The organism is Parapedobacter sp. ISTM3 (assembly GCF_016533505.1).
Lineage (GTDB): Bacteria > Bacteroidota > Bacteroidia > Sphingobacteriales > Sphingobacteriaceae > Parapedobacter > Parapedobacter luteus.
The window spans coordinates 1-26,033 of record NZ_JAENGN010000001.1; the positions used below are offsets into that span (position 1 = coordinate 1).

A 26,033-nucleotide genomic window follows, 5' to 3' on the forward strand; every position below is an offset into this window, starting at 1 on the left:
GGATTGGGTAAATGGATCTTTGAGGAGATAAAATCCACCCTGCCCAAAAGCCAGATCGGCAAGGCCATGGCTTACGCCTATGCCAGATGGGACGGGCTGTCGGCTTACCTGTATGACGGAAATCTGCAAATAGACAATAACCTATGCGAGAATGCGCTTCGTGGGGTTGCGCTGGGCCGCAAAAACTACCTTTTCGCCGGCAGCCATGAAGCCGCACAGCGGGCAGCCATGATCTATTCTTTCTTCGCCATCTGCAAGAAGCATGAGGTGAACCCCTTCCAGTGGCTGAAATATACACTGGAAAACATCATGACCATAAACCACAAAAATATAGGAGACCTATACCCGCAGAACTATAAGAAAATAGTGCAGCAATCAAACATGTAGTTCATAGGGCGGATACCCCATAACGGGCATATTGATCCCCTTCGATAGGTGCGTCCTAAACCATCTCTGCTATTTTGCTTAACACCGGTGTTGGATTCCAGTCCAACGCTTTTCGTGCTTTACTATCGTCAAACGTCAATGTTGACGTGATTTTCTGCAATTTCTCTGAGTTAATTGGAAAACGTCCAATGATGTCACCCGTTTTGGCTAAACCCTTAGCAAGCCAATATGGTACTTTTATAGGTTTCCGTTTACCTAAAGCGTTGGAGATGCTTTCTTCCAACTCACCAAAAGTAGGGTGGTATCCATCGGTTAAATTATATATGCCTCCTTTTTCAGCCAAGGACGGGATGATTCGAGCGATATCCTCTGCCCAAACCACACTTTTCCTTGCGTCGGCTTGACCGATGCTTAAATACTTTCCAGATTTGATTCCGTCTATCATGGCACCTAAGTTCCCGGGTGGATTAGGACCTGCAATTAATGGCAACCGGACGATACTTAATTTAATACTATTCTTAACAGCCCACTCGGCCAGCCAAGATTCTGCCATAATTTTGCTCTCGGCATATGGTGTAGTGCCTTTGAGCGAGTTGTTCTCATTGATGTTTTGTCCTCCATCCAATCCATATACTGCAACAGAACTAATAAAAATAAAGCTTCGCGGCAGCCTATCCAACCCCTCAAGAGCATGACAGAGGTTTTTGGTGCCCTCGTAATTTACCTCATAAAACGCCTGCTTGTCTCTGTTAGTTTTCGGTACCGAATGAGCTTTCCCAGCAGCGTGAATGACAATTTGAGTAAGTTGATTTAAGTTTAATGCAAAGGGTTTTGAAATATCAATACGATGTTGCCCAATTGCATTGGGCAATCCGAATATTCTGTAGCCATTTGAGGCTAACGTGCTTGATATTGTCTTCCCAAAAAATCCCGATGCACCGGTCAGTAATATATTAATCATTGACGAGTTCTTTTAAAAAGTTAAGATAAGAATAAGCCAACTCATCTCTGTTAAATATATTGTTCGCCAGGTTGAAAGCTTGTAGTCCTGATTCATGCACCCTAGCCTCATTCTGTACAAAATCGAGTATCTTATAAGCCGCTCCCTTAGGGTCTTCCAAATCAACATTGAGCCCGCAATTATGCTCATCCACTAAATCTTTTATCCAACCTTTGGTTGTTTGAATGATGGGTTTTGAAGCAGCAAACGAATCAAATATCTTATTGGGACTACAGGTGCTTTGAACGGGATTATTTAATGTCGCAAACAAGGTAGCAGTGCTATTTTGCACCCAGATAGGGAGGTCTTTTTTGGGCTTAAGACCCAAAAAATATACATTTTTTAGGTTTCTCTCCCTCTTGTGCAACAGCAATTTCTCTTTATCTGCGCCATCCCCAATGAACACTAATAACACCTTAGTGTCTAAATCAATTTTTAGTAACTCTTCCGCAACCAGCATCCAATAATCGATATTATGAATCAAACCTAAAGAACCGATATGAGTTAAAAGTCTTTTTCCTCCTGTCCATTCCGGCAACGTACCCTCGACTATATGTCCAAATAAATCTATATCAGAGGCATTTGGTATTACCTCTATTCGTTTTGCTGGCGTACGGGGTTGAATATGCCGTTTCTGGCCAATAGATGCCGTCACAATTAAATCAGCATTGCTGTAACACTTCCTTTCAAACCAAAGAGCAAGTTTTTTTTGCAGATCTGATTTTAAGATTTCTAACTCAATAGCCCCTGCAGGCCATAAGTCTCGAACTTCAAACACTGTTTTCTTTCTTCGTAATTTCTTCGCAAAAATCATTGGCAAGCCGATAGTTATAGGACCCGAAGATGCAATGCAAACCTCATACTTGGACGTTAAGGAGTACCAAACACTTATTAAAGAAAATAGAATTGCTTTAAATGCTCTTGTTATAAAAGAGGATTTATTCGAGTCTGCGGAATTTATCACAATTAAATCAATCCCTTCGATTTGTTGTTTGCTGATAAACCCTCTAGCCTTTATATCGGATTTTTCGTAAGGCGCCGTTACAACGGTGACTTTATGTCCTTGCTCAACCCAACGCTTGCAGATTTCATAAATACGAGTGCTCCAACTTCCCTTAGGAGTACCGAAATATTGATAAAACAGTAGGATATTTAGCAATGGCTTTGCCGGATTTCGTTTACTCATGTGGAATAGAAATTGTAATTAGGATACAATCTAAAGAAAATACCGACTACTTTATGCTATTATGATACAATTTTAGATATTCCCCTGCAAGTTCAGACCACCCATAGCCAGTTAAAACTTGCTTTGGAGAAAACGTGTATTTTGGTAGATCAGCGGCGATAGTCGAAATAGCTTTGGGTAAAGCTAATTTTAAATTTTTCTTGCTAACAGCGATTCCAACTTCTTTCCCAAAAAGGCCGTCAACGCCGTCATCGGTAGAATAAATTATGGGTACACATTGCGACAACGCTTCCAAATAAACTAAGCCAAAGGTTTCCCGCTCGGACGGCATCACCAAGATGTCTGATGCCCTCAGTATCTCTTTCAATTTCTCTTTATCTTTTATTTTTCCTAAATAGGTATAATGGGCTTTTTCATTTATAAAATTCATAATTCTATTATGATCCGCTCCGCCACCACCCACTAAGCTTAATGACACATTCATTCCACCTTTTCTTAATTCCTCTGTAGCGGCAATAACTTTTAGCACATTCTTGCGTTTCAAGAAGGTTCCCACATACACTAATTTAGTTTCATCTGAAATCTTGCGCTTTTCATTGGCAATGTTCTTGAACCAGAAATCATCAATTCCGTTGGGTATAATACTGTGGTTTTTAGTCAAAAAAGCTTGGTAATTCCTATAATAGGGATGATTGAGGAGGCGTTTTGCATATACCGGTGCAACGAAAACAATGTTTTTGGCACCTAACAACACCTTCTTTCCATATCTTCTTAAATGAATCATATACTTAAAAAAAATCTCAGTATCTGAACTTCTTACCGTTACGATATAAGGCAAATTATACTTTTTACTGAGCACGTAAGCAACTCCACCGTCACTATACCATGTATGGGCATGTATTACATCAACATTGGTTAAGTCAAGTTTCTGTTCCAAGTCCTGAACAACTCTAGTTATCTTGCAGTGGAAGAATATTCTAGTAAAGGCATTTAGAATATTACTATAGATTAGTCGAGATTTTTTTTGCTTAAAAGCAACTTCGTTGTTGCCAATAAGTTTTTTCGATCGAACAGCTGTATACACGATTTGTTCGAGGTTATTTCTATCAAGTTCTGAAAACAAGCTTTTGTAAACTGTTGATCCAGCATAATCATTGGCGATATGTAATATACGCAATGTAGATTTTGGTGTTTTGTTCAAAACAATTACAAATTACCTTTAATTTTTATTTAATAATCGATCAGGGCCCTTTGTACGGCTATTGTACACCCTTTCGAATTCTGTATAACTCTTAGGAGTAGCAAAAAACAACAAACGACGTTGCTTGAACTTGCCTTTGCTTAATTGATAAAGATTATTAAAGGAGTTAGTTAAATCAACATTACGAAGCTGCTTATCCTGCCATTCTTTTTGTTTTAAAGCATAGGAAAGAAGGTTTTCAAACGCCGTATTAAGTGATCGACCGTTGGCAGTTTTAAAGTTCCACAGATCATAGCCAGCATGTTCCAACATATTGGCCATGTTAAACCAATAATTCAAATTCAACACACTATAGTTCCAAGAGTTGGTACGTTTAATTTCGTGTATCTGAACCCCAGACTCGTCTATTTGCTGGTCAAGGAGTTTGGGGATTTGATTTATTGCATACCGGCGTACAGGGGCAATCTTTCCCAAAAATAAATTAATTTGAACTACTTGCATATAATAGGCTGTGCCAATATTATTGGTTGCTTTAGACGCTTCTATCCCAAGCTTACTTGTTTCTAGCCAACTTAGAAACTCCGTAAACCATTCGTTTATACCTTGGTCAACCTCCGTGGTCCATTCAGGTGATGTTTTCAGGAGCTGAATGCCATCAATGAGAGACACCAAAACACGGGTATCGATTACGCCCTCCATCCTACCTGTGTTGCGACCAGGTATATATTGTCCGTTGTCTAAGTTTGGATTCATCTTAGTCTTTGAATCCAAAAACCATACTTTTAGACGCTGAATGGCATTTTTTGCATATTGCGAATCTTTCGTGTAGAAATAAGCTAAGCCTAGCTTTTGGATAATATCACAAAGTTCATTAAAATATGTTTTGTCCGTAATTTTCCTCACCTCCGGATTCGTCTTTCCGTCCTTTCGTATATAGGGAAGTCCGTTACGCTTCGCTGGGTCAGGCCACCAATAAGGCCCCATACTTACGAAATTATGTTTATCCTCGATTCCGGGAATGTCTATTTTCTCAACCACCGATCGCATAGGCTTTTTTATAGATGCATCTGCGACTTGTTTAAGCTCTTCGAGCGCCTCGGCCATCGTAGAAGAATTACTTTCTAACAAACGTTTATTCTCCTTAAGATTATTGAAATCAACTGAGAATGTAGGATATTCCTGTTGGTATAGATTGTTTGTACTACGGCTGTAGGCGGCTCCAATTCCTGTAAGGAAACTATTTGTAAAAATAAGAATTTGAAAAAGCGAAATCCTGTACATAGCTACTAATTTTAATTTCCAAATATCGTTTGATAGGGTGCGGTTCCATGAGATCCATTATAAATAGCAAACAAATATAATGCTATATAGAGCACAAAGATGCCTATTACGCCATACTTCCATATGGCATTCTTTTCCTGCCACAAAAACCATGCGGTAAATGCTAATATGAAAGAACGAAATATAATGAAATAGTGGTTAATTCGAACTATCAACGGTATCATATAAAATAAATTATAGATGATGAGCCCTATAAAAAATAGCGTGTAATACGCTTTCGTTTTTGGTTCCGCCTTTATAACCCGTTTACTGGTGAAGAGCAAAAATAGCGATACAGCGACCCTAAAAATATATCCTAAGCCTACTTCTAGCCGAAAATTCCCAAACTTTTCATTTAATATATACCGAACATAGATGTTTAACAACGGAATGAACTCGGTAACACGTATAAATAGCTTTAGAAACAACTCAATAAATATAGGGACATTAGCCAACAAAAGAGTGATGACATAGGTTATTATCCACAATTTTTGGTTATATAGACGCTTGTATGGCAAAAAATAAAGAGGTATAAGAATTACCGCACTTAAATGAAATAAAGAGGCAAACAATAAGCAAAGCAAAAATTTCAAAAAGTGTCTGCTTACAATAAACTTGACTGAATAAACAAAAATACCAAGCGCTGTAAATTGTCGAACTAAATTTAGCGAGATGAAGAAATATTCGTCGACGAAGAGAAAAAAGATTAATAAGGGAACCAAATAAGGCGGGACACTTTTAAATGCCAGCCCCCAAGCTATAAGTGCTAGCGCCCCAAACACAATAGAGGAACCTCCCCCCATCCAAATGACAAACCTATTAACGTAATAATACCCTAATTCCATCTCTTGATTACCAAAGCTCATGAGGGGATTATTCTTATATGACTTGAAAAGACCGTTGTATGTATTCCAATCTGTTCCGACATCATAACGAACCGCTACGACTAAAGTCAGAAGCATAAGCGCTAAAAGGTGGAAAAAATTAAAACTGTAACCTTTTGTTAAATCCAGCGTTGCGTTTTCTTGCCATACATAAACTTTATAGGCGAAGAAGAGCAACCCTACTTCCATAAGTAATAAACTTACATATACTCCATATGTCAAAAGGTCTGCCACTTTATCGCTTTTAAATACGAATCATTAATTTTCCCAATCACGTTCGACCATATAAAATGTCGTGCTAATAACCTCGAATGTTGAGAAATATTCGTTAATATAGCACGATTTTCGGCGATATGGGTTAATACGTTTAAAATAGAATCTACATTTTCGTGATCAATTAGAAAACCTTCTTTCCCGTCTGCAACGAAACCATCCATACCACATCCTTTCGCGGCAATAACAGGAACGCCTACCGCCATGGATTCTATGTATATCCGTCCGAAAGTTTCCGGATAGCTCACTAAAACAAACACGTCATACTGCCCCAAGATACTTGGGATACTAGCATAATTCGTATAACCTTTAAAGGCCACTTTATTTTTAATTGATAACGAATCCACCATTTTCTTTAATCTTTCCTCGTCTGGACCGTCACCATAAATGTCGTAATTGAAGTCAAAGTCGGCTTTCTCCAATGCACATAATACCTTATCTATATTTTTCCAATTCAATAACCGACAAATGGTAACGACTTTTAACTTGCCCGAAATATTAGCGCCTTTCGATGGATGGGAAAAGAAAACGTCATCAATACCATGCGGAATCAATATTGAATTTTCATTAAAATTGTCCGCAATTCTTTTTAGTGTCGGGGTCAAACTAATCAATAGTTTAGCCATGCTGAGATTTTTTCGGACGTATGAGGTGATTCTATTATTATGTATATTACGAGTGGTAATAACATACGGAATCTTGTATCTGGCATTTATTTTTGCAGCCAAAGCTGCATCCGTACCAACATTATGGGCATGTACAAGGTCTATGTGGTTTTTAACAATCGTGGATTTTAGCCTCTTGCGGTAGAAATTAAAACAGATATTGATTAGAAAGCGTTTAACCAGATAATCCGATCTAAAACTTGGAACAGCAATCACTTCTATTTTTCGGTTCTCATGCAGGTAGTATCCCTTTTTGCGCAATGTTCTATACTCCTTCCATTTTTTTGAAAACAAGGAAAGAATAAAGTTTGAGTATGGCACAACAAATAAGAAAGCATATCTCACCCGGTTATTTGCGTCTTCGTGGAGATTTGCAGTTTTGAACAGTACATCGTTTTCTCGTTTCTTTCCACTCAAAGGAGCAGGCATTACACTGGAAATAACTAATATGTTCATGAACTAATCAATTTGAACCTCACAGTCTCGTATTCGAACGGCCTCGTAAAGGCGAGCTGCCGCCGTCTCCTTGTCAAATGTCCCACCCAATTGCATCAGGTTCGTAGAGAAATCGAATGTCCTGCTGATCTGCTGAGAAATCCAATAATCTCGTTGGGTTGTGTTCCCAAGCACATCGTAAGTAAAAGCTAACTCGATACCGGCCGGGTTATAAGGATATCCATACTTACTGGTATTTAAATCTTTTCTGAACGTATCGCGTTCTATCACATTCAATGCTTTAGCTAGCTTATTCATTTTAAATAACCCATATTCGGACAATGTCTTATCTAACAGCGCCAAAGCATACAAGTTAAATCCATGATACCCGACAGATTTGCTATAAATGTAAGACGAACCATTCAATTCCCTTTTAAAATAGCTACCCATGGCTCGGATCTTTTGATATGCTGATTTCTTTAAATAGAAAGTGGGTATATGTTTTATGACCCCATTTGAATAGATCTGAATATTTTTGGGGATTGCTGAGGTAAAGTGTCTGACACCATTAAGATTCTCTTTTTCAAGAATTTTCATCAATACAGAACCTATCGCAGCGAACCACAACTGATGATTAAAAGTGTAGTCGAACTTTCCCGCCGTTCCATCTACATTCACAATCTTCCACCCTTGCACACTTTTAATATAAGGATGCAAATTAAATACTTCTTCAGCTAGTAACAATGCCTTTTCATCTTCAAATAACTGATAACCATCGATTAAGGCTTCTATTGTCCACGCTTGCCCAACTAACCCATTCGTGGAATCCTTTTGTGGATTTTTGCGATGCCAAAAAGTAGCTTTCTGCGGGCGTGATTCCTTGCCCATTAAGTATTGAAGACAACGATAGGCGCCCTCCTTAAAGGTTTGTTCACCACTTATTTCATACGCTTTTTTAAATATCATTAGCCAATGGCCAGTATTCCTGACTGGTGTCTCCAAATCATTATACGGTCCGTTGTGTCCAGGGGGCATTGAGCCGTCAGCATTTTGAAGCTTAAAAGCTTGGCGTGCACTGCTTGTTATAATTTCAAAAAGTGAAGTTCTAATCATGCGTTTTCCTTGAGTTTTAAAATTCCCTGTATGTTTGCTAACCCCATTGCCATTTTAACGATTTGTGCAGTAAACAAAACACTAATATAGTAGCTTCTGATTCTCTGCTTTTGATGTTGACGCATTACTTTTAGCACCGATATCGGTGATACAGGAATTATAGTTTTTTTCAGCGCATTTAGTAGCGAAAAAGACTTTCCTTGATCTCTCCAAATCAACGGCTGATGCAATCCTACACGCCACTGCTTCTTAAGTAACTCCTTAAAGCATCTTGCCGGTTTGTATACGATAGCATCACGACAAAACACCAGTTTTAACCCATTTGAAGTTGCCTTATATGTCCAACGCACATCAGCCCCTGAACGGATACCCTCTGGAAACAAACCAATCTTATCGAAAACAGATTTTTTTATAAACAAGTTTGCTGTTTTCGCTACCCCCTTTTTAATCGATTCTTCCATCTTGATATTCGTCATCGCATCGTATAACTTAGCGCCTGTTACTTTCCCTTCAAAATCAAACAAGACGTTACCACCTACTATATCAGCTTTTGTGGTATCAAGATAATTTAAGCCCTTCTCCAGCCAATCATTTTGAGGACAACAGGTGGCATCTAAAAGGACAATGATATCTCCTTTGGCAATCTCTATTCCACGATTCCTACATGAGTATGGACTATTTAAATTTTTTGTTTCACTAAGAACCTTAATTTGATCTGATTGCCCAATCCATTGAAAATCATCATAGGTGGAGCCATTATCAACAATAATGATTTCTATATTCTTCCTTTTATCGATTTGGCGTTTAATCGCTGCCAACGTCGACTTAAGATATTTCTCGTCGTTATATACAGGTATTATTATGGATGCATCAAAACTCATTTTATATTATTGGCGTAGTGTTTTAATTTAATTAGGTCCCCTCTATGACAACATTGATTTATTGTTTCAAGATTGTTCTGAGTAACATGAAACATGAATGGATTGCATGATTAAACCTTAGTTCCCTAATGAAGCCACGAAGATTCTTTAAAAAAAATCGCTTAAAATAAGCAAAAATTTCGGGATCGTTAATTTCAGAATTAAGGAAATTTTGATAATTGAGACATGTTGCGACGTACTTCAACTTGACTTTCTCTGAAGAACGATTTGCGACTTGACTTAATTGAAGTTCATGCATTCTTCTAAAAATATATGCTTTATCTATAATTTTGAAACGATGGTCTCTCAGGATGATTCTAAAAAAAAATTCTCTTTCCTGATGCCTTTTCAGTGTGACATTAAACAGATCCATCGGCTCCAAAAAAGCTTTACGAAAAAGTGGCCCAGGCGTAAAAAATTTAGTTCTATAAGTTAAAAAATCAATGAAAATTTCTTCTGAATCCAAATTCTGATCATAATCCGTCTGTAGGGAATAGTCATTGTCATAGAAGTAGGAAGTACGACATATGGCATAGTTAATTTCTTTGCACTCATCTAACGCCTTTACTTTCTCTTCCAGCATCCTTTCATGCATAATGTCATCACTATCAAACCACTGTATGTACTCGCCGGTCGAAATTTTAAATCCATAGTTTCTGCATGCATTCCCGCCTTTCGGATACGAATTAGGCCGCTTAACGGATAAAAATCGATGATCGTTTGCTGCGTATTCTTCCAAGATATCACAACTTGAATCGCTCGATCCATCATCTACACAGATACACTCCCAATTTTTATATGTTTGCGCCTTTATAGAATCCAGCGTTTCTGATAGATAGCCTGCGCTATTAAAAATTGGGACAATTATAGAAACCCTTCCCTGAATCATCTCAAATTTACAGTAAACCTATATTGATTTCCACTCTTTTAGAATCCCCGCTGTTAATTGCTTGCTAAATAGATGTTGATTTAACTTTAATTCATTAAGTGGTCGGTCCCACCACTTCAATGACATCAATTGTTCTATAATCTCGTCATCAAATCGTTGGCCGATAGCTTTTGCGGGGGAGCCTGCCACAATACTGTAAGGACGTACTTCTCCCCTTACGACACTATTAGCGGCAACAACTGCTCCATCACCAATCGTCGCTCCAGACAAAATGACGCATTGTGCACCTATCCATACATCATTGCCAATGCATATAGATCCATTTGAATATATATCATTTTCTCGTGGTGAATCAAAAATGTTGTGGTGCATGTGATAAGTACTAAGCGTGTTTATATTATGATTGAATTCTTGAATAGAGACACTTCTAGCAATGCTTGTAAAGGAACCAATATAGACTTCGTTGAAATAATTTATTATGTCAGTATTGGGTCCATTTATTGAGGTATACCGCCCTATTTGAACCTTTTGTTTTGCTTGAATAGAAACACTATCGGTAATTTTAGTGTTATCACCTATCTCAAGAAGCCCATAGGCTGTCAGTCCTTTCATTACGACACTGGAACCTATCTTAGATTTTTTATCAAGATTTAGGATATTCGCCGTTCTTAGTTTAAATGCTAAGGCTCGAAGAAACTTAGCTTTGGTATTCTCTATTATTGAAAAACTCATATATTATGCCTCAAATTAATATTCTTCTCAATATATCAGATAATGATGAGGCTTCCGGATAGGGTAGCGCAAACGCATCACCATTTTTGATATAATGTGCATAAGTATCAATACCTATTGGATCCATAATGACGGTAGGTGTTTTTAGGGCAATACCTTCGATTATTGATCCAGAAAATTTAGAGATATGAACAGCTGCATTTTTTAATAATACCGGAAGAGGAGTTTCATTTGACGTTTCAATTTTAACTCCGTATTTCATCGCTCCAGCAACAGATAGCTGTTGCCGAATAACACTCGCTGCATCAGCCATCCTAGGATGCAATCTTAACCACCATTGATATTCTCCACCTGTCTGCATTATAGTTTCAATGATGTATGGATCTAAGCTTCTTTCTTGCAAAGTGTATAAGATAATTTTCTTGTCGCTTGAAAGGCTTTCCTTTTCATTTTTAATTTGAAATTCTAACCAAGGATTGCCTAAGAGTTTTGCCGAATGGTACAAATTATCTTTTAGCCAATTGTTTATATTTTTATAGGAGCCTTCATCCCAGCACCAAAAATACTTTGGCAAAATACTTATGCCTCCCTTAGGGTAATTGCTGTAAGAATACATAGGATGAAGTGGCCCTTGGCCGCCATGTTGAACATCATAAATTGGGATTTTGTTGATATAACACCAATGATTTAAAGCGAACATGGCTATGTTATAATAGCATAGGCTATAAATCACTTCGGGCTTTTGCTTAGAAAACAAGTAATCAAATATCCTGATATGGAGTGAGAGGTCTTTTGCTTTTGATTCTAATTTGCCCTTATAGCTACTTATATCTAGCAATAATTCCTCGCAAACTATTTTTTCCATCTTGTCCCAATCCGGCAACTCAATCTTTGGCTTATCCGTAAATTTGTCTATCAAACGAAAGGCAAAGCGGCATCGATCTAAAAATATTATACGCTCTTCATTCAAATAGTTCTGTATTTTGTCCTGAGAACCATACTCAATTTCCCAGTAACTTTCTGTAGATAGCTTTCGGGTAAACGGGTAATAATAGCGGTTAATTAATTTTCCCTTCCAGGGTAAGCGATGCGAATATGCGCCACAAAAAACTGCTTTTGGCGAGCTTTTGACACGGAATTTTACTGCTAACACATACCAAAACGATGTAACATATGTCTTGAATTTCCAGAACAATACTGATTCGACTTTCTTGGGTTTAGATTGCCCGTTTTCATGTGGCTGATCAAGAAATATAAAAAAGAGTTCTTTTTTAATTAATGGCCACAATGGTATATCTCCACATTTCCAATCGTAAACCGAAATGGTAGCTTCAATTTTACTTAAAGTGCCGATGACCAGTTTTCTCTCCAATTTACCATTTTTACCCATATTATCTGTTATTTTTTTGTTCTATTGAAAATCGGCCAATCAAAATAGCTCCAATTATGACAACAAAAAAAGTAATTGCAATTTTTATCAGCGGTGAGAACTCTACGATATAACTACTTGATATCATCAGGCCAATAGTGGCAAATATCCAAACAAGGGGGTAATAGTTTATATGATTAATCTGTTTAAACACCTTAAGAAAATATCCAGCATATCCCATATACATCAAGGAAAAAAATGTTGTATAAGCTGCAGCTTGATACCCATAAACGGGCAGAAGTATAAAATTTGCGACAACATTCAAAACCCCTGCAGTAAAGGTTACCTTTAGTAGGTTTTTAGTTTTTTCGGTATAAAATATTTTATTATTAGAACCAAAATACATCGGCCTATAATTATAGGCCATGATGAGAACTATGCCCAAAGGGTAAGTAGTTTGAAGTTCCTTGTTCTTTAGTAAGAAATGAAATATTTCCTTAAGCCATATTGTCACGGTAAATGTCAGGACGAAATAGGATATTTGTAGCAAAAACACCAGGTTGCGCGCCTTGACATCGTCTCCTTCCTTATAAGAGGCATTCATCATTGGTCCAATTGCATAACCTGCAGCTGTTCCTAGTTGCCTGAATAGATTTGCACCGGTGTTTGAGGCATTATAAAGTCCTATATCTGCCGTACTGATATTTAGTGTTTTCATAATTAGCCTATCAGATGTATCAAGAAGATATGCAGAGTAGTAGTGAGGCACCGTTGGCAACGAAATAGCCAGAGACTTCCTAATATATCTCCATTTGAAGTTAAAAATTGGCCTTAGTCCATATTTAAAATTAAGTGGTATGAAGTAGGACGCTTGGTTCAATACGGTAGCTATACCAGTAGAATAAAACCATCCCATGTAGCCCAGCTTTAATTCCGCAATAAAGTGTATATTAAGGAAGATAGTCATGAGCCCAAATATGATGCTTCGAACGGCAATCTGAATCGGAATTTGCTTTAACTGGAATAGCGTAGTACCAATAAAAGAAGTAGGCCCAAACATAATAATCGGGATGACGTTTATTAGTATAATTTCGAGCCTATTATCTATTGCTTCGTGAGGCACGAAAAACCACAGTATACAAGCTGTTAATACTGAAAATGGAATACTCCATACCATTAAAAAACCGTAAATCTGCCTCCAGCCCCATTTATACTGGTGAGTGCTTTTAAAGAACGTATTGGTCAAAATAACTTTTAATCCGATTGTGCCCAACACGGAGATAGCCCCAGTTACAGCAGTTATGATGCCATAAACCCCGAAATCCAATGGAGTTAGGTAGGGGGTTATAATGGGCAAAGCGAAGATGCTTGCAAACCTAGTAACCTGAGGAGCAAGACCATAAATAGCTGTGTGTGAGAAAAGCTTTTTAAGCATTTAAAATTAATTCCGCAAGCTTAAAATCAAGCATTGTGTCGATATCTATGGATTCATCTCTTTTCATCAGATATTTTGTCATCGCTAATTGTTGATATCCTTTTGCTAATAACTTTTCAACGTTGATGATGTATATAGCTCCATTCAATTCATATACCGTCGGACAATCTTGCCTTCTAATGAATACTCCTTCTTTCGCCTTTCGCAATATACCGTCATTGTCTTCTTCGAATAAGACATAATAGGGATTGGCGTCAGTTATCTTAACGGAAACAATCAGCTCACTTTCCGGTGTAACCAATGACAATGCCTCCTTAATATGTTCAGGCTTTCTTAATGGCGACGTAGGTTGTAACATAACAATATAGTCGTAATTTCTTCCCAAATCTCGAAATGCTTGAATCGCATGCAATAAAACCGCTTCACTGGAAACATCGTCACCAGATAATTCTTTAGGTCTTAAAAACGGTACAGATAACCCCATCTCCTCAGCAATTTGCTTTATTTGAGGCGAATCCGTTGAGAGGTATATATTCTTGTTGGACGATACCTCCATGGCTGCTTTGACTGTATAATATATCAATGGCTTGCCTGCCAATGGGTGAATATTCTTATGAGGAACCCCCTTCGATCCGCCTCGAGCTGGTATGAGATACAAGATATTCATTTAGCCGTTAGTATTAACCAATTACTGTTCTTTGATTTATAAAGCTTTCTATCGTATTACAGATATAACGTATTTCCTCTTCATGTAAATTAACTGAAGAAGGTAGACTTAACCCCATTTCTGAAACCTTTGTGGAAACAGACAGAGAAGCGTGATTTCCAAAGGTTTGATACGGCGGCATTATGTGTAGTGGGTAAAAAATTGGACGTGTCTCAATGCCTTTATTGCTGAGAAACGAAACCAACTGTTGGCTTGTAAAAGGAGCATGTTCCTTAATCAAGAAAGTATATAACCAATACGAGTTTTTAGTTTCGTTAATTTCAATCGGAATTTGAATAAAATCGTAGGGAGAAAGTGTTTCATTATAGATTGATGCGATAAATCGTTTCTTATCAATGAACTCCTGTAGTCGCTCGAACTGAGCGACACCAATCGCAGCCTGAATGTTTGTTAACCGATAATTAAACCCAATTTCATCATGCCAATATCGCTTGGTTTTATTCATACCGTGATCTCTTAAGACTGCAGCATATTTTGCGACTTCCCTATCATTAAACAATACCATGCCACCTTCCCCTGTGGTAATCGTTTTATTACCGAAAAAACTAAAAGTCGCGGCGTCTCCAAATGTTCCGACCGGCCGATTTCTATAAGTCGATCCTAACGCTTCCGCACAATCTTCAATCACCAAAAGACTATGCTTTCTGGCAATCTCCATAATCGAATCCATGTCACATACCTGACCGTATAAATGTACAGGCATAATTGCCTTAGTCTTCTTAGTAATACTATCTTCAATTTTTTGAGGATCGATGTTTAACGTGAGAGCGTCGACGTCGACCAATACTGGAGTTGCTCCAGTATATAAGACAGCATTAATTGAAGCGGCAAAGGTAAGATTTGGAACAATTACTTCGTCATTACCCCCAATTTTTAAAGCTTTCAATGCCACGTGTAATGCCACGGTACCATTGCTAACCGCCAATGCAGACATTCCATTATGGCTTGCCGAAAAAAGTTCCTCAAATCTTTGAACGTATTTGCCTTGAGAGGAAATCCAGTTCGTATTAATGCAATCAGATACATACGATAATTCGTTTCCGCCTAAGAGAGGGGAAGCAATAGGGATACGGCGCAATCTACTTATCGTGGCATAATCAACAAGATAGTTGTTTTGATCCACTAACGGGATTATTTTTATCTTATTATCTAGTTTTTTGATAATGGTAGCATTGTCAGCGTCCGCAGGCAGGGAGATGAAGTTTTCATTCATAATATCACCCGTTTGCGATTTGAGATCATGGCCAGATAATAATGCGCGCCTGATATCTCCATCTGTCGCGATTCCTATTAGCTTTCCGACATTGTCAATAACAAATAAAACTCCCAAAGCATTTCTGTCGAGAATTTTCATAGCCGATTCCAACGAATCCTCGGAAGTAACAGTTAGATGCCTAATTTCCATGATTAATTAAAATTTTTTTTAGTGAGGCGATTTCTTTGGTAGTAATGTTCTTTACTTCAATGACATGAGGAATTTCTTCAAATTGGACCATATATTTCAAAAACCAATAATCATTTGTGAATTTCTTATTGTCATCTATTAAACCGTCGTTATCGCTATGGTGAATACATTTAATGTGCGGCATTATTAATTTTAACTCTTGGTGTAAGTCGACATTAAAGGTGATGCAACTTACTTTAAGATGAGCTGTGTCCAATAAAATACCAAAATTCGGTTGATTGATTTCAGACACTAACCAATTTATCTCCTCGCCTGTACAACATAGTAAAGGGTTGACGTTCTCAGCTCCTAAATTGAATTGGGCAATCACGTTATTTTCGATTAGAAATGAGATCCCTATCTTATTTGCGTGCACCATAATCTGCCGAACAGATTCGATGAACAATTCTTTACACAAACTCTTGTCAAATGTCGAAGGCAGTCGAATTTTATTTCCCAGCTCCTCTGGATTAGGGTCGATACAAAATCCCGCGTGCGCAGAGAAAAATGGAGAGCCGCTACGCTTTGCCAAGTCCAATCCTTGCAAACAATGTTTGATAGAATTTTCTCTAAGAACTTGATTGGTACTTGCTAAGTTAAGCACAAATGCTTCTTGGGGGGCGGGAAAGTAGTTGTGGGGTATTCTTTTTATAGGCGCATGTATATATATATCTTGCATGTCGCGTCGGAACGGAAGGCCGGAACTGAACTCTAGAGCCAAATCGTTTGTATGGCATAAATCAAGTATTTCCTCAATCGAACTGCCAGCAAACGCAAGCGAACTAACATAAATTTCCATGGAGTTTTCGTTTCATTAAAATAAAAGATCGACTTTCGAGACATTTTTCCGGCAAAAACCCAAACCTATTATACAATGAAATAGCAGCTTGGTTAGATTTATCTACTGAAAGAAAAATCTCCGAGACTTGGCCTGAATCCGCGTAATCCAATAAATATTCGAGCAATCTCTTTCCTAAACCTTTTCTTTTGAAAGACTCCACAATCATCAAGCCCAGCCAAATCTTATCATCTTCTTCATCCAAGTGACCATAACCACAGGGCTCACCATTGAAGTAAAGAATAACGGTCAATTTGTGATTCTGAATTACCGAAAAGGAACGTTTATTGAAATAACGGAATGAGTCCAATGAGTTACCTGCCCTAGATAAAAGATCCTGTAAAAGGGGGATGTCCTTTAATTTGACAGGTTGAATAAGAACAGGGTTATCTTTCATTACCATTTTATTGCATCAAAACCAATGTTGTCGTCTGCTTTCAAGTCTATCAGAGTTTCTTTACCGATTATGTCGGGCAACATATTGATCGGCACACCCCGAAGCGGTCGCTTAAATCCGATATGACTTTCTTTTAAAACAGTTCCTTTAGCCAAGTCCTCCAACACGACCATCCCTCTTTTCATCTCTTTACTATTTTCTAATTCGATTTTGGATGGTCTTTTTACTTTGCTGCCTAAAGCTAATTCAATGTTTCTAATTCCTTCGATCAATTCTCGAAATCCTTCGGGGTCTAATGACGAACTATGATCCGGTCCTTCCATTGATTTATCCAATGTGAAATGTTTTTCTATCACCTCTGCTCCTAGAGCAACAGCTGTATAGCAAGCGTAATTACTAGGGACATGGTCCGAGTAGCCTACACTGACATTGCATGCTTCCTTTATGCTGTTCATAGCCAAAATATTCGCATCTTCTATTCTTGATGGATAATTCGTTGTACATTGAAGGACAACAATATCGTTATTCCCTTCATCACGAATTGCTTCAACAGCTAAAAAGACATCTGCTAATGTAGCCATTCCTGTTGAGATGTACATTCGCTTGTTCTTCCTTGCGAGGTAGCGTAAAAACGGCAACTCCGTAAGTTGGCCAGACGCTACTTTGTAAGAAGAAACATTGAATTTCTCAAGAAATTCAATATCTTCAATATTATAGGGCGTTGAAAGAAAATCTATCTCGTTCACCTTACATAACTCGATAATCTCTTCATATACATTAGAATTTAGTTCTAGTTTTTTCAACATGTCATACTGACTTTCGTCTCTATCAGTAACTGCCAATTGGTATTTTGCTTTAGGCGAGTTTTTAGTGACGATTTGTTCTGCCTTAAACGTCTGAAATTTTATCGCATTCGCGCCGACCTGCTTTGCTGTTTCGACTAATTTCTTAGCTATTTCAAGATCACCATTATGATTGACTCCAGCCTCTGCTATGATATATACACTACGGTTCATCACTTCTAAATTAATTCCTTTGAATAAATGGATGTTGACTATTCAAAATAACCAACAGTTCTGTATCCCCCCTCTTTTAAATACAATTCTTTTTTTGTCAATTTAATATCTTCCTCCATCATCTCCTTTACCAACTCTTCGAGGGAATATTCCGGTTCCCAGCCTAATTTCCTTTTTGCTTTTGAGGGATCGCCAATTAACAAATCGACTTCTGTAGGCCGAAAATAGGAAGGGTCTACAGCAACCACTTCTTTCCCTAAATCTACAATATAATTTGGATTGCTACATGATTTTACATAACCTTTCTCATTTATGCCCTCACCCTTAAAATATAGTTCAATACCCACCTCGGCGAACGACATCTTTACAAAATCCCGTACACGGGTCGTTTTTCCAGTAGCTATTACCCAGTCCTCAGCCTCATCAGCTTGTAGGATTAGCCACATCACTCGTACGTAATCTTTTGCATGTCCCCAATCACGCTGAGCATCTAAATTACCTAGATATAGTTTATCTTGAAGTCCTAATGCAATACGGGCCGCTGCACGGGTGATCTTGCGAGTAACAAAAGTTTCTCCACGAATGGGCGATTCATGATTAAATAAAATACCGTTACTAGCAAAAATGTTGTAGGCTTCTCGGTAATTGACTGTAATCCAATATGCGTATAATTTCGCTACCGCATACGGACTTCTTGGATAAAATGGAGTTGTTTCCGATTGGGGAACGGCTTGAACCAAACCATATAATTCAGAAGTAGAAGCTTGGTATATTTTGGTTTTGTTTTCCAAATTAAGAAATCGGATGGCTTCCAACAACCTGAGTGTACCAATTCCGTCTGCATTAGCAGTATACTCTGGTGTATCAAAGCTGACCTTCACATGGCTTTGTGCTGCCAAATTGTAAATTTCGTCGGGTTGAATCTCTTGAATGAGTCTTATAAGATTTGTGCTATCGGTCATGTCACCATAGTGAAGAATAAATCTAGGGTTGGTGACGTGGGGATCCTCATAAAGATGATCGATTCGACCTGTATTAAACAAAGAGGTACGACGCTTAAGGCCATGCACTATATACCCCTTTTTTAACAGAAACTCACTGAGGTAAGCACCATCTTGTCCTGTAACACCAGTAATAAAAGCTGTTTTCATTAAATTGTCCTCCATTCTATAGCCTGCCGTCAACTAAATTTCGATTTAGACACGCTTTTGTGTCAAAGATAACACCGTTGCTGCGCTTTACTTTCCCATAATCGAACGTTAAGAACTCATTATGTGCTACTGCGACCACAATAGCATCATACACCACACGTGTATCTACTTCATTAAGAACCTTTAATCCGTACTCAGACTTGACTTCCTCCGCATCTGCCCAAGGATCATAGATGTCTACAGAAAGGCCAAACTGTGCCAATTCGTGATAAATATCCACTACTCTCGTATTACGAATATCCGGGCAGTTTTCTTTAAATGTTATTCCCATGATCAATGCACGGGAATTCTTAATTTTATGGTCTTTTTGAATCATCAACTTGACCACTTTGTCGGCCACAAAAGCACCCATGTGGTCATTGACCCTCCGCCCCGACAAGATTACTTGCGGATGGTAACCGAGCGACTGAGCTTTATGTGCCAAATAATAAGGATCTACGCCAATACAATGACCACCAACTAGACCAGGTTTATATTTTAAAAAATTCCATTTCGTTCCGGCAGCTTCAATCACATCATTGGTGTCTATACCGATACGATCAAAAATCAATGCAAGTTCGTTGACAAACGAGATGTTGACATCGCGTTGAGCATTTTCAATCGCCTTTGAGGCTTCAGCGACCTTGATGGTAGGCGCCTTGTGTGTGCCTGCCTCGATGATAGAACGATACAGGTCATCTACCCGAACGGCAATTTCGGGATTGGATCCACTGGTCACTTTCTTAATCTTGGTCAGCGTATTGATTTTGTCGCCCGGATTAATTCGTTCAGGGGAATAGCCAACAAAGAAATCCCTGTTGAATTTCAAGCCTGACACGCGCTCTAGGACCGGTACACAATCCTCTTCCGTACAACCGGGGTATACCGTCGATTCGTAGATGACAATATCGCCCTTTTCGAGCATCTTACCTAACATTTCGGAAGCCTTGACCAGCGGTGTGAGGTCGGGTGCTTTGAATTGGTCGATCGGCGTAGGAACAGTAACAATATATGTGTTATACGGGCGCAGGTCTTCAACGGTTGACGAGAAAGACAAGCCGATTTGGCCTTTTTTCTTTAATTCCATCGCGTTTTTCAATCCGTTGAGATCCGCCTCTTGTGTACGGTCTTTCCCGGCTTTCAACTCTGCAACCCGCTCGACATTGATATCAAACCCGAGGACATTGTATTTCTTTCCAAATTCGATCGCCAAAGGCAAACCGACATAGCCTAATCCGATGACCGCGATATGTGCATTATCAACCGTTTTGGGAGATGTTTGGTTACTCATTTTCTATTTAATTCTTGTTTCTTTGTGAGTCAAATTTAATTGTGTACGCGTTAGTAGGTCAATTGCTTTCTTCCTTATTTCAAGCGATCTCTAAATTTGGCGTTGCGGCGGTGCCTATAGCGGCAGAACCTTCCAAGTCTGCCAAATAGATTATTGTTGTTATCATCTCTTAACCATCTTTTTTATTAGTCTTTCCGTTTCTAAGTGCTTTATGAATCTATTCGCTGACAGCAATAAAGGTATAGATGCCTATTGATTTGCAAATACAATACAATAGATGTTGGATTTTATCATCTTGATCGTTGTTCTCGAACTGTTTCAAGCTTCTCACTCACGGTTATAATGTTGCGATAGTATTTCTGAGTAATTAAGAAGATTAAGACCAAACACCCAAATAAAAAACCTCCTATGAGGATACCTTTTACGCTACCCAACTTTTTTATCGGAAGGGGGTAAACAGGAGTATCTACAACTTGAATCAGAGGCTGCTCTTGTAACAGATTCATTTTGGCTAATTCAAGGTTTTGCAATAAATGGCTCAAAATAGCTTTATTTGCCTCAGCCGAAAATTGAGCCTCTTGTACGGGTACAACTCGTTGCGCCTGTCTCGTGGGATTGAGATTAGGCGTTACATCAGACACGCGCGCGGCAGAATGAATTGCTTCTGACATTTCGTTACGTACCGAGTCCACTTTCTTCTCGAGTATTGCAATATTATCAGTTGATTTTTTCGTTTTGGTCTGTAAGTAAAACTCATTTACGTTTTTCACCAATTTTTCATTAAACGCTTTTGAAAAAACCTCGTCTGGCGAAGTCACATCGACTTGGATAATAGAAAGGTTCTCTATTCTACCAACAAATAGTACTTCTGACTTTATCAAATTGATAATCGAAGCGATTACGCCATCACGTAGCCTACGCGATAATGAATCTAGCGCCTCTGGTTCTTTGCGAAAATCTAAAGCCAGTAATTCTGGTTTATTTTTCCAATCTTTCTCTAATTCGTTGTAAGCAATATAGCGTTCTATGAGTAGCTCATTAGAGTCAGGATGAACCTCGTCTAATAAGGTTTTTTCCAACATCATACGGGACTTATACAATTCCAAAATATTATTGCCCTGAAAAAGCCCTCCAACATCTGAACTCAAGTTGATCCCGGCGATAGCTGCCACTCCGGCTATGCGACCAAGCCCATTTTTCGAATCACTAGATTCTAACACAAAAGTGGTCGTGGCAGTATATTTCGGTCGACTGAAGAAAGAATAACATAACCCGATTATACCACCCGAAATAACCGCTATCAGTATAATATTCCACTTTGATAAGAGGTAGATCAACCACCAACGGACACTTAAAACAAGTTCCCTTAAAGAGCCATCGTCATTTCCTGTATGATACGTAGATCTTTCTTCCATAGCTTTTACCTCAATAAACTTACAATTACCGCCGCCATTGATGTAATCACGCTTCCCATGCTCACCCAGGCCTGCACAGGAATTTTCTCCCGCTCAGGCCTCGTGGGCACGATGATCTCGCTGCCGGGTAACACCTCGGGGTATCCCCATCGACTTCCTTCAACCGAGCCGTTGGCATGCTGCACAAAGGTTTTTTTCTTGTGGGCCTTGGCAGTAAAGCCACCCGCCTGCCGGATGTAGTATTTCAAGGGCTTCCCTTTTTGGTAGACGATCCGGTTAGGGTTGAGTACCTGCCCGCGAACCGTGACGGTACGCAACTGCCGTGGTACGATGATCACATCCTCATCTTCCAGCGGGATGTCATATTTGCGATCCCCCTCTAAAATCCTATCCAATTGAATGCCCACGTAATTACTGAAAAATAACTCGGTTTTGGTTCCCCCTTCTGCCGTATTTTCGAGGGCAATACTTTGCAACGCGCTCTGTTCCAGCTCCAGCTCGCGCAGTTCCTGTTGATCCAGGCTGGTTAATGCGCTATGCCCCTGCGCGAGCATCGCATCCGATGCTTTACGCTGTAGTGAAGCACCAGGCAAGTAAGCAAACTCCGTGACGCCACCGGCACGCCGGATGAGGTCAGAGACCTTCTCGTCTTTCTTTAGCAGCACATACTCGCCCGGATACATGACCTCCCCTTCGATACGTACGAGCCGTTGTACTTGATAACCGGTGCTTGTATGCACACTGACCATGTCAAACGGCTGCAGCACGAAGTCGGATTGCACGGCTTCCTCGCGGCTATCAAAACTAACCCGTACCAGTTCAGAAATCGTTGAATCCCGTTCGTTGGTATTCCGGCGGATACGGCGGGCAACGTCGATATACTCGATATTGGCGGCTTCTGCCAGCCCGCCGCTCATCTGGATGAGGTTACCGAGGGTCATCTGCTCCACATATTCGAATTCGCCAGGTTTACGCACCTGCCCACTGATAGACACGGTGTATTCTTCGCGGAGATCAAAAATCGATGAAATGATGACCTTGTCTTCACGCTGCAGCACGTGGTCCTGTTGCGTAGAGCCGGCCATGAGTTGGGCCAAGTCTACCGTGATGAGCTGCTGGGTATTGTCAGGATTCAGGCGGTTGATGTAGGCCCGCGACATGAAGGCATCCTCCTTGAGACCATCGGCTCGACGGATCAGCTCCCGAAGGGTAAGCCCGTCTGTAAGGGCATACAATCCGGGGCGGAATACTGCGCCTTCGATAGCGACGCGGTTCGCATACCGGTCGAGAACCTCCTCCACGATGTAATGGTCACCGTTTCTCGGAGTATAACGACTAAAGTCTTCGGCATAGATATCGGCTACGCTGCGCTGACGGTCGGTAACCTGAAGTACCTTGACCTTGGCCCGGTAAGCCTCGGGGGAGAAGTCGCCCGCAAAGCGCAGCACGTCTTCCAATGTTTCGCTTTCTACCGGCTCGAAGATGCCGGGGTTGTTTACGAGCCCATCGACGGTGACATGGCGGTTAAACACCGGAATATGGATGACGTCGCCATCTTCCAACCGCACGTTGCCGGGTTGGATGCCCTTGGTCAGAAAATCATACGTGTCGATGGTTTCTATCACCCGGTTATTACGGATGAGCTGGATGCCGCGATAAGTTCCTTTGTCGGATGGGCCGCCGGATGCGTACAACGCATGGAATACGTTGGCCAGCGACGGCAGGGTGTATGTGCCCGGGCGGGTGACGTAGCCCGTGAGCGTCACCTTGATGCTGCGGATATTGCCCAGCGTGAGTGACAGCCGCGTGCGGCCGGAACCCAGCTGCGGATAAGTTGGTTGCATCCGGTTTCGGATCTTATCGGCCGCATCTTCGATCGTGAGGCCGGAAACCGGCACGATACCCACGTAATTGATATTGATGGTGCCTTCCGGCGTTACAGGAAGTGTATAGCTTGCTTCGTTGTCTCCGGTGAGGTCGAGCAGCAATTCATCGCCTGTGCCGATCACATAATTTTTCGGTGTCGGGATATTGAGATTGGGCTGGAATTGGATATTGGTATTGCGGAACAGCTTGGCGCCGAATATACGGCTGGTATCGGCCTCCTCCTCAACAATCATCAAGCTGTCGACAAAGGCAGTTGTCGTGTCGACTACCTGGCGTCCTTGCTGATCCATCGGTGTGGGCATAGCGGCAGCGCGCTTTCCAACGGGTGAGCCTTTCTGCCGAAGCGCGGCCATCCTGCTACGCAACTTTTGTTGCTCAGCTGCTGGCATCCCCCGTTGAGCCAAGCCTTGCAGCAGTTGATCATCCGTCAAGCCACGCTTTTCGGCGTCGGTCATGATCTTTGTGATCTGCTCGTCGGACAGCTGATCCACCCGGACCTTGGAAATATCCGACAATTGCACGGGAGGTTGCTGCTGCTGTGACTGGCTTTGCGATTGGTTTTGTGATTTCGTTTGTGACTGCGTCTGTGCCTGTGTCGTAATCAACCAGAAAAAGCCTATCAATAACAGGATACTTCTTTTCATCAATCTATTCGCTTTCTTGTGTTTATATAATGCTAAAATTGAGCAAAGGTACATATTCTCTGTGGTCCTCACAGCGTTAGTGTCCAAATTTATCGTTACGTCGGATGTTAACCCACAAAAAAATACGCCAAGGTTTTGTGTTATGGACTTGATTTTACCGCTCATACAACACCAGCCCCCCCGCTGTTTTTACTTGACTTAACGTAAAGCGTACCTTGCGTGCGATCACCCCTTCCACCTTCGGGGCCAGTTGTTCGAGATAGTCGGCATTGAGTGTCTGTCCCACGATGGTCACCTCAATGGTGCCGCTGTCGCGCCCTTGGGCATAATCGCCGGTGAGTACAACCTGCTCGACATCACCCATGCGGCTGAGGACGGTCTCGACAATCCGGTCTAACCCAAGGTACTTATGTACAATATCCTGCAACGAACCGAATAAGGGATGCTTTACGTTGGCGCGGTAGGAAACACGGTTTTGATCGGCTTCCTTTTCCAGGTAACCGGCTTCTGATAAGTTGTTGAGTTCTTTGCGGATGGCGTTGGTGGATTCGTTGAATTCTTCGGCTAAACCTCGCATGTGTCCCCGATTGGCGGCGTTGATGAAAAACTTCACCAATAGGCGCAAGCGGGTCTTCGAGGTGATGAGTGAGTCGAGCATCTAAAACGATAGACTAATTGAGCAACAAAGGTACTCACTTTTTTGTAAACTCCAAATGCCGTCATACGATATCTTTGTTTCCGGCTAGCAGATTTAGGCCTAGGAGCGTGAACGCAGTGAGCGTTCCAGCCTAAATCTGCTAGCCGGAAACATCACGAACTACTTAATCTGATCAACGATTTCGTTTCCGCCATAGCCAGCGTCTGGCAGCGTGGGTCTGCTGCTGACGGTATTGTTTGAATTGTTGCAGCGTGTGCTGCATCTCGGCATCGACGGCCGAAAGGGCAATGCGGGATTCGTCGACGAGCAGGACGCTGGCGTAACAGAGGAAACCGACGCCGATGAGGTCAAGGGCTATCGGAAACCAGGAATAGCCGTCAGACAGGAAGTAGACCAACGCTATGCTGATGCATGAGGCGACGAAGAAGAAAAGGGTGATGTACAGGCTTGTCATGGCGCGCTGGAGCAGGCGGGCACGGCGGCTGGACAGCTCCAGTTGTTGGATGAGTACGGGGACATCCGCAAGCCGGGGAGTGCTGCTGTTTTCGCGAATGATATCACTGATGATACTGCTTACTTTGCGTGATCGTTCGATGGATCGGCTGAGGCGCTGCGACGTGGAGAGTATCAGTGAACTGCTGGCCATAATCAGCACCACTGGGGTGATCATGGCCGATAGTACGGACAATGTGTGGGAGAGCGCATCCATGTGGTATG

24 protein-coding genes are annotated in these 26,033 nt (G+C 40.6%); 1 reads left to right on the plus strand and 23 read right to left on the minus strand.

Annotated features, from left to right (window positions below):
* On the plus strand, positions 1 to 387 hold a 387-nt coding region (locus JHJ32_RS00005; protein WP_200118978.1), incomplete at its 5' end, for a transposase.
* A 55-nt stretch (positions 388 to 442) separates the two neighbouring features.
* Here JHJ32_RS00005 and JHJ32_RS00010 read toward each other — a convergent pair.
* The 23 genes from JHJ32_RS00010 to JHJ32_RS00120 all read right to left on the minus strand — a co-directional run bounded on the left by JHJ32_RS00010 (position 443) and on the right by JHJ32_RS00120 (position 26,025).
* Positions 443 to 1,348, minus strand: coding sequence for an NAD(P)-dependent oxidoreductase (locus tag JHJ32_RS00010; protein ID WP_200118980.1), 906 nt, complete (start codon positions 1,346 to 1,348; stop codon positions 443 to 445).
* Complete coding sequence (locus JHJ32_RS00015; RefSeq protein WP_200118982.1) at positions 1,341 to 2,573, minus strand: glycosyltransferase family 4 protein; 1,233 nt, start codon at positions 2,571 to 2,573, stop codon at positions 1,341 to 1,343. Before JHJ32_RS00015 ends, JHJ32_RS00010 begins: the two co-directional genes overlap by 8 nt.
* A 46-nt stretch (positions 2,574 to 2,619) precedes the next feature.
* Positions 2,620 to 3,774, minus strand: a complete 1,155-nt coding sequence (locus tag JHJ32_RS00020) for a glycosyltransferase family 4 protein (protein WP_200118984.1) — start codon at positions 3,772 to 3,774, stop codon at positions 2,620 to 2,622.
* An 18-nt stretch (positions 3,775 to 3,792) separates the two neighbouring features.
* Positions 3,793 to 5,055: an alginate lyase family protein gene (locus JHJ32_RS00025; protein WP_200118986.1), complete on the minus strand. Its 1,263-nt coding sequence runs from the start codon at positions 5,053 to 5,055 to the stop codon at positions 3,793 to 3,795.
* Between the two features lie 11 nt (positions 5,056 to 5,066).
* Positions 5,067 to 6,212 (minus strand): EpsG family protein, encoded by a 1,146-nt coding sequence (locus JHJ32_RS00030; protein WP_200118988.1) that lies wholly within the window; start codon positions 6,210 to 6,212, stop codon positions 5,067 to 5,069.
* Positions 6,197 to 7,372, minus strand: a complete 1,176-nt coding sequence (locus JHJ32_RS00035) for a glycosyltransferase (protein WP_200118990.1) — start codon at positions 7,370 to 7,372, stop codon at positions 6,197 to 6,199. Before JHJ32_RS00035 ends, JHJ32_RS00030 begins: the two co-directional genes overlap by 16 nt.
* 3 nt (positions 7,373 to 7,375) lie before the next feature.
* Positions 7,376 to 8,464 (minus strand): hypothetical protein, encoded by a 1,089-nt coding sequence (locus JHJ32_RS00040; protein ID WP_200118992.1) that lies wholly within the window; start codon positions 8,462 to 8,464, stop codon positions 7,376 to 7,378.
* On the minus strand, positions 8,461 to 9,345 hold the full coding sequence (locus tag JHJ32_RS00045) for a glycosyltransferase (RefSeq protein ID WP_200118994.1): 885 nt from the start codon (positions 9,343 to 9,345) through the stop codon (positions 8,461 to 8,463). The genes JHJ32_RS00040 and JHJ32_RS00045 overlap by 4 nt, the downstream gene beginning before the upstream one ends.
* 58 nt (positions 9,346 to 9,403) lie before the next feature.
* On the minus strand, positions 9,404 to 10,273 hold the full coding sequence (locus JHJ32_RS00050) for a glycosyltransferase family 2 protein (protein WP_200118996.1): 870 nt from the start codon (positions 10,271 to 10,273) through the stop codon (positions 9,404 to 9,406).
* 18 nt (positions 10,274 to 10,291) lie between these two features.
* Positions 10,292 to 11,005 (minus strand): CatB-related O-acetyltransferase, encoded by a 714-nt coding sequence (locus JHJ32_RS23065; RefSeq protein WP_200118998.1) that lies wholly within the window; start codon positions 11,003 to 11,005, stop codon positions 10,292 to 10,294.
* A 10-nt stretch (positions 11,006 to 11,015) separates the two neighbouring features.
* Positions 11,016 to 12,395 carry a hypothetical protein gene (locus JHJ32_RS00060; protein WP_200119000.1) on the minus strand — a complete coding sequence of 460 codons (1,380 nt, stop codon included), beginning with the start codon at positions 12,393 to 12,395 and terminating at the stop codon, positions 11,016 to 11,018.
* 1 nt (position 12,396) lies between these two features.
* On the minus strand, positions 12,397 to 13,809 hold the full coding sequence (locus JHJ32_RS00065) for a lipopolysaccharide biosynthesis protein (RefSeq protein WP_200119002.1): 1,413 nt from the start codon (positions 13,807 to 13,809) through the stop codon (positions 12,397 to 12,399).
* Positions 13,802 to 14,476: an acylneuraminate cytidylyltransferase family protein gene (locus JHJ32_RS00070; RefSeq protein ID WP_200119004.1), complete on the minus strand. Its 675-nt coding sequence runs from the start codon at positions 14,474 to 14,476 to the stop codon at positions 13,802 to 13,804. The genes JHJ32_RS00065 and JHJ32_RS00070 overlap by 8 nt, the downstream gene beginning before the upstream one ends.
* Before the next feature lie 13 nt (positions 14,477 to 14,489).
* Positions 14,490 to 15,941, minus strand: coding sequence for an aminotransferase class I/II-fold pyridoxal phosphate-dependent enzyme (locus JHJ32_RS00075; protein ID WP_200119013.1), 1,452 nt, complete (start codon positions 15,939 to 15,941; stop codon positions 14,490 to 14,492).
* Positions 15,931 to 16,779 carry a sugar phosphate isomerase/epimerase gene (locus JHJ32_RS00080; protein ID WP_200119015.1) on the minus strand — a complete coding sequence of 283 codons (849 nt, stop codon included), beginning with the start codon at positions 16,777 to 16,779 and terminating at the stop codon, positions 15,931 to 15,933. The genes JHJ32_RS00075 and JHJ32_RS00080 overlap by 11 nt, the downstream gene beginning before the upstream one ends.
* Positions 16,763 to 17,215 carry a GNAT family N-acetyltransferase gene (locus tag JHJ32_RS00085; RefSeq protein ID WP_200119017.1) on the minus strand — a complete coding sequence of 151 codons (453 nt, stop codon included), beginning with the start codon at positions 17,213 to 17,215 and terminating at the stop codon, positions 16,763 to 16,765. Before JHJ32_RS00085 ends, JHJ32_RS00080 begins: the two co-directional genes overlap by 17 nt.
* Entirely contained in the window at positions 17,215 to 18,231 is a 1,017-nt protein-coding gene (gene neuB, locus JHJ32_RS00090; RefSeq protein WP_200119019.1) for an N-acetylneuraminate synthase, read from the minus strand. Before neuB ends, JHJ32_RS00085 begins: the two co-directional genes overlap by 1 nt.
* A 38-nt stretch (positions 18,232 to 18,269) precedes the next feature.
* Positions 18,270 to 19,382, minus strand: coding sequence for a GDP-mannose 4,6-dehydratase (gene gmd / locus JHJ32_RS00095; protein WP_200119022.1), 1,113 nt, complete (start codon positions 19,380 to 19,382; stop codon positions 18,270 to 18,272).
* A gap of 16 nt (positions 19,383 to 19,398) precedes the next feature.
* The gene (locus JHJ32_RS00100; RefSeq protein ID WP_200119030.1) at positions 19,399 to 20,712 is read right to left on the minus strand and encodes a nucleotide sugar dehydrogenase; all 1,314 of its coding nucleotides are present in this window, start codon (positions 20,710 to 20,712) and stop codon (positions 19,399 to 19,401) included.
* A gap of 290 nt (positions 20,713 to 21,002) precedes the next feature.
* The gene (locus tag JHJ32_RS00105) at positions 21,003 to 22,127 is read right to left on the minus strand and encodes a Wzz/FepE/Etk N-terminal domain-containing protein (RefSeq protein WP_200119032.1); all 1,125 of its coding nucleotides are present in this window, start codon (positions 22,125 to 22,127) and stop codon (positions 21,003 to 21,005) included.
* A 5-nt stretch (positions 22,128 to 22,132) separates the two neighbouring features.
* Entirely contained in the window at positions 22,133 to 24,658 is a 2,526-nt protein-coding gene (locus tag JHJ32_RS00110; RefSeq protein ID WP_200119034.1) for an SLBB domain-containing protein, read from the minus strand.
* Between the two features lie 154 nt (positions 24,659 to 24,812).
* Positions 24,813 to 25,316, minus strand: a complete 504-nt coding sequence (locus tag JHJ32_RS00115; protein WP_200119036.1) for an ArsR family transcriptional regulator — start codon at positions 25,314 to 25,316, stop codon at positions 24,813 to 24,815.
* 172 nt (positions 25,317 to 25,488) lie between these two features.
* Positions 25,489 to 26,025, minus strand: coding sequence for a DUF2721 domain-containing protein (locus tag JHJ32_RS00120; RefSeq protein ID WP_079717443.1), 537 nt, complete (start codon positions 26,023 to 26,025; stop codon positions 25,489 to 25,491).
* Positions 26,026 to 26,033: the final 8 nt, after the last annotated feature.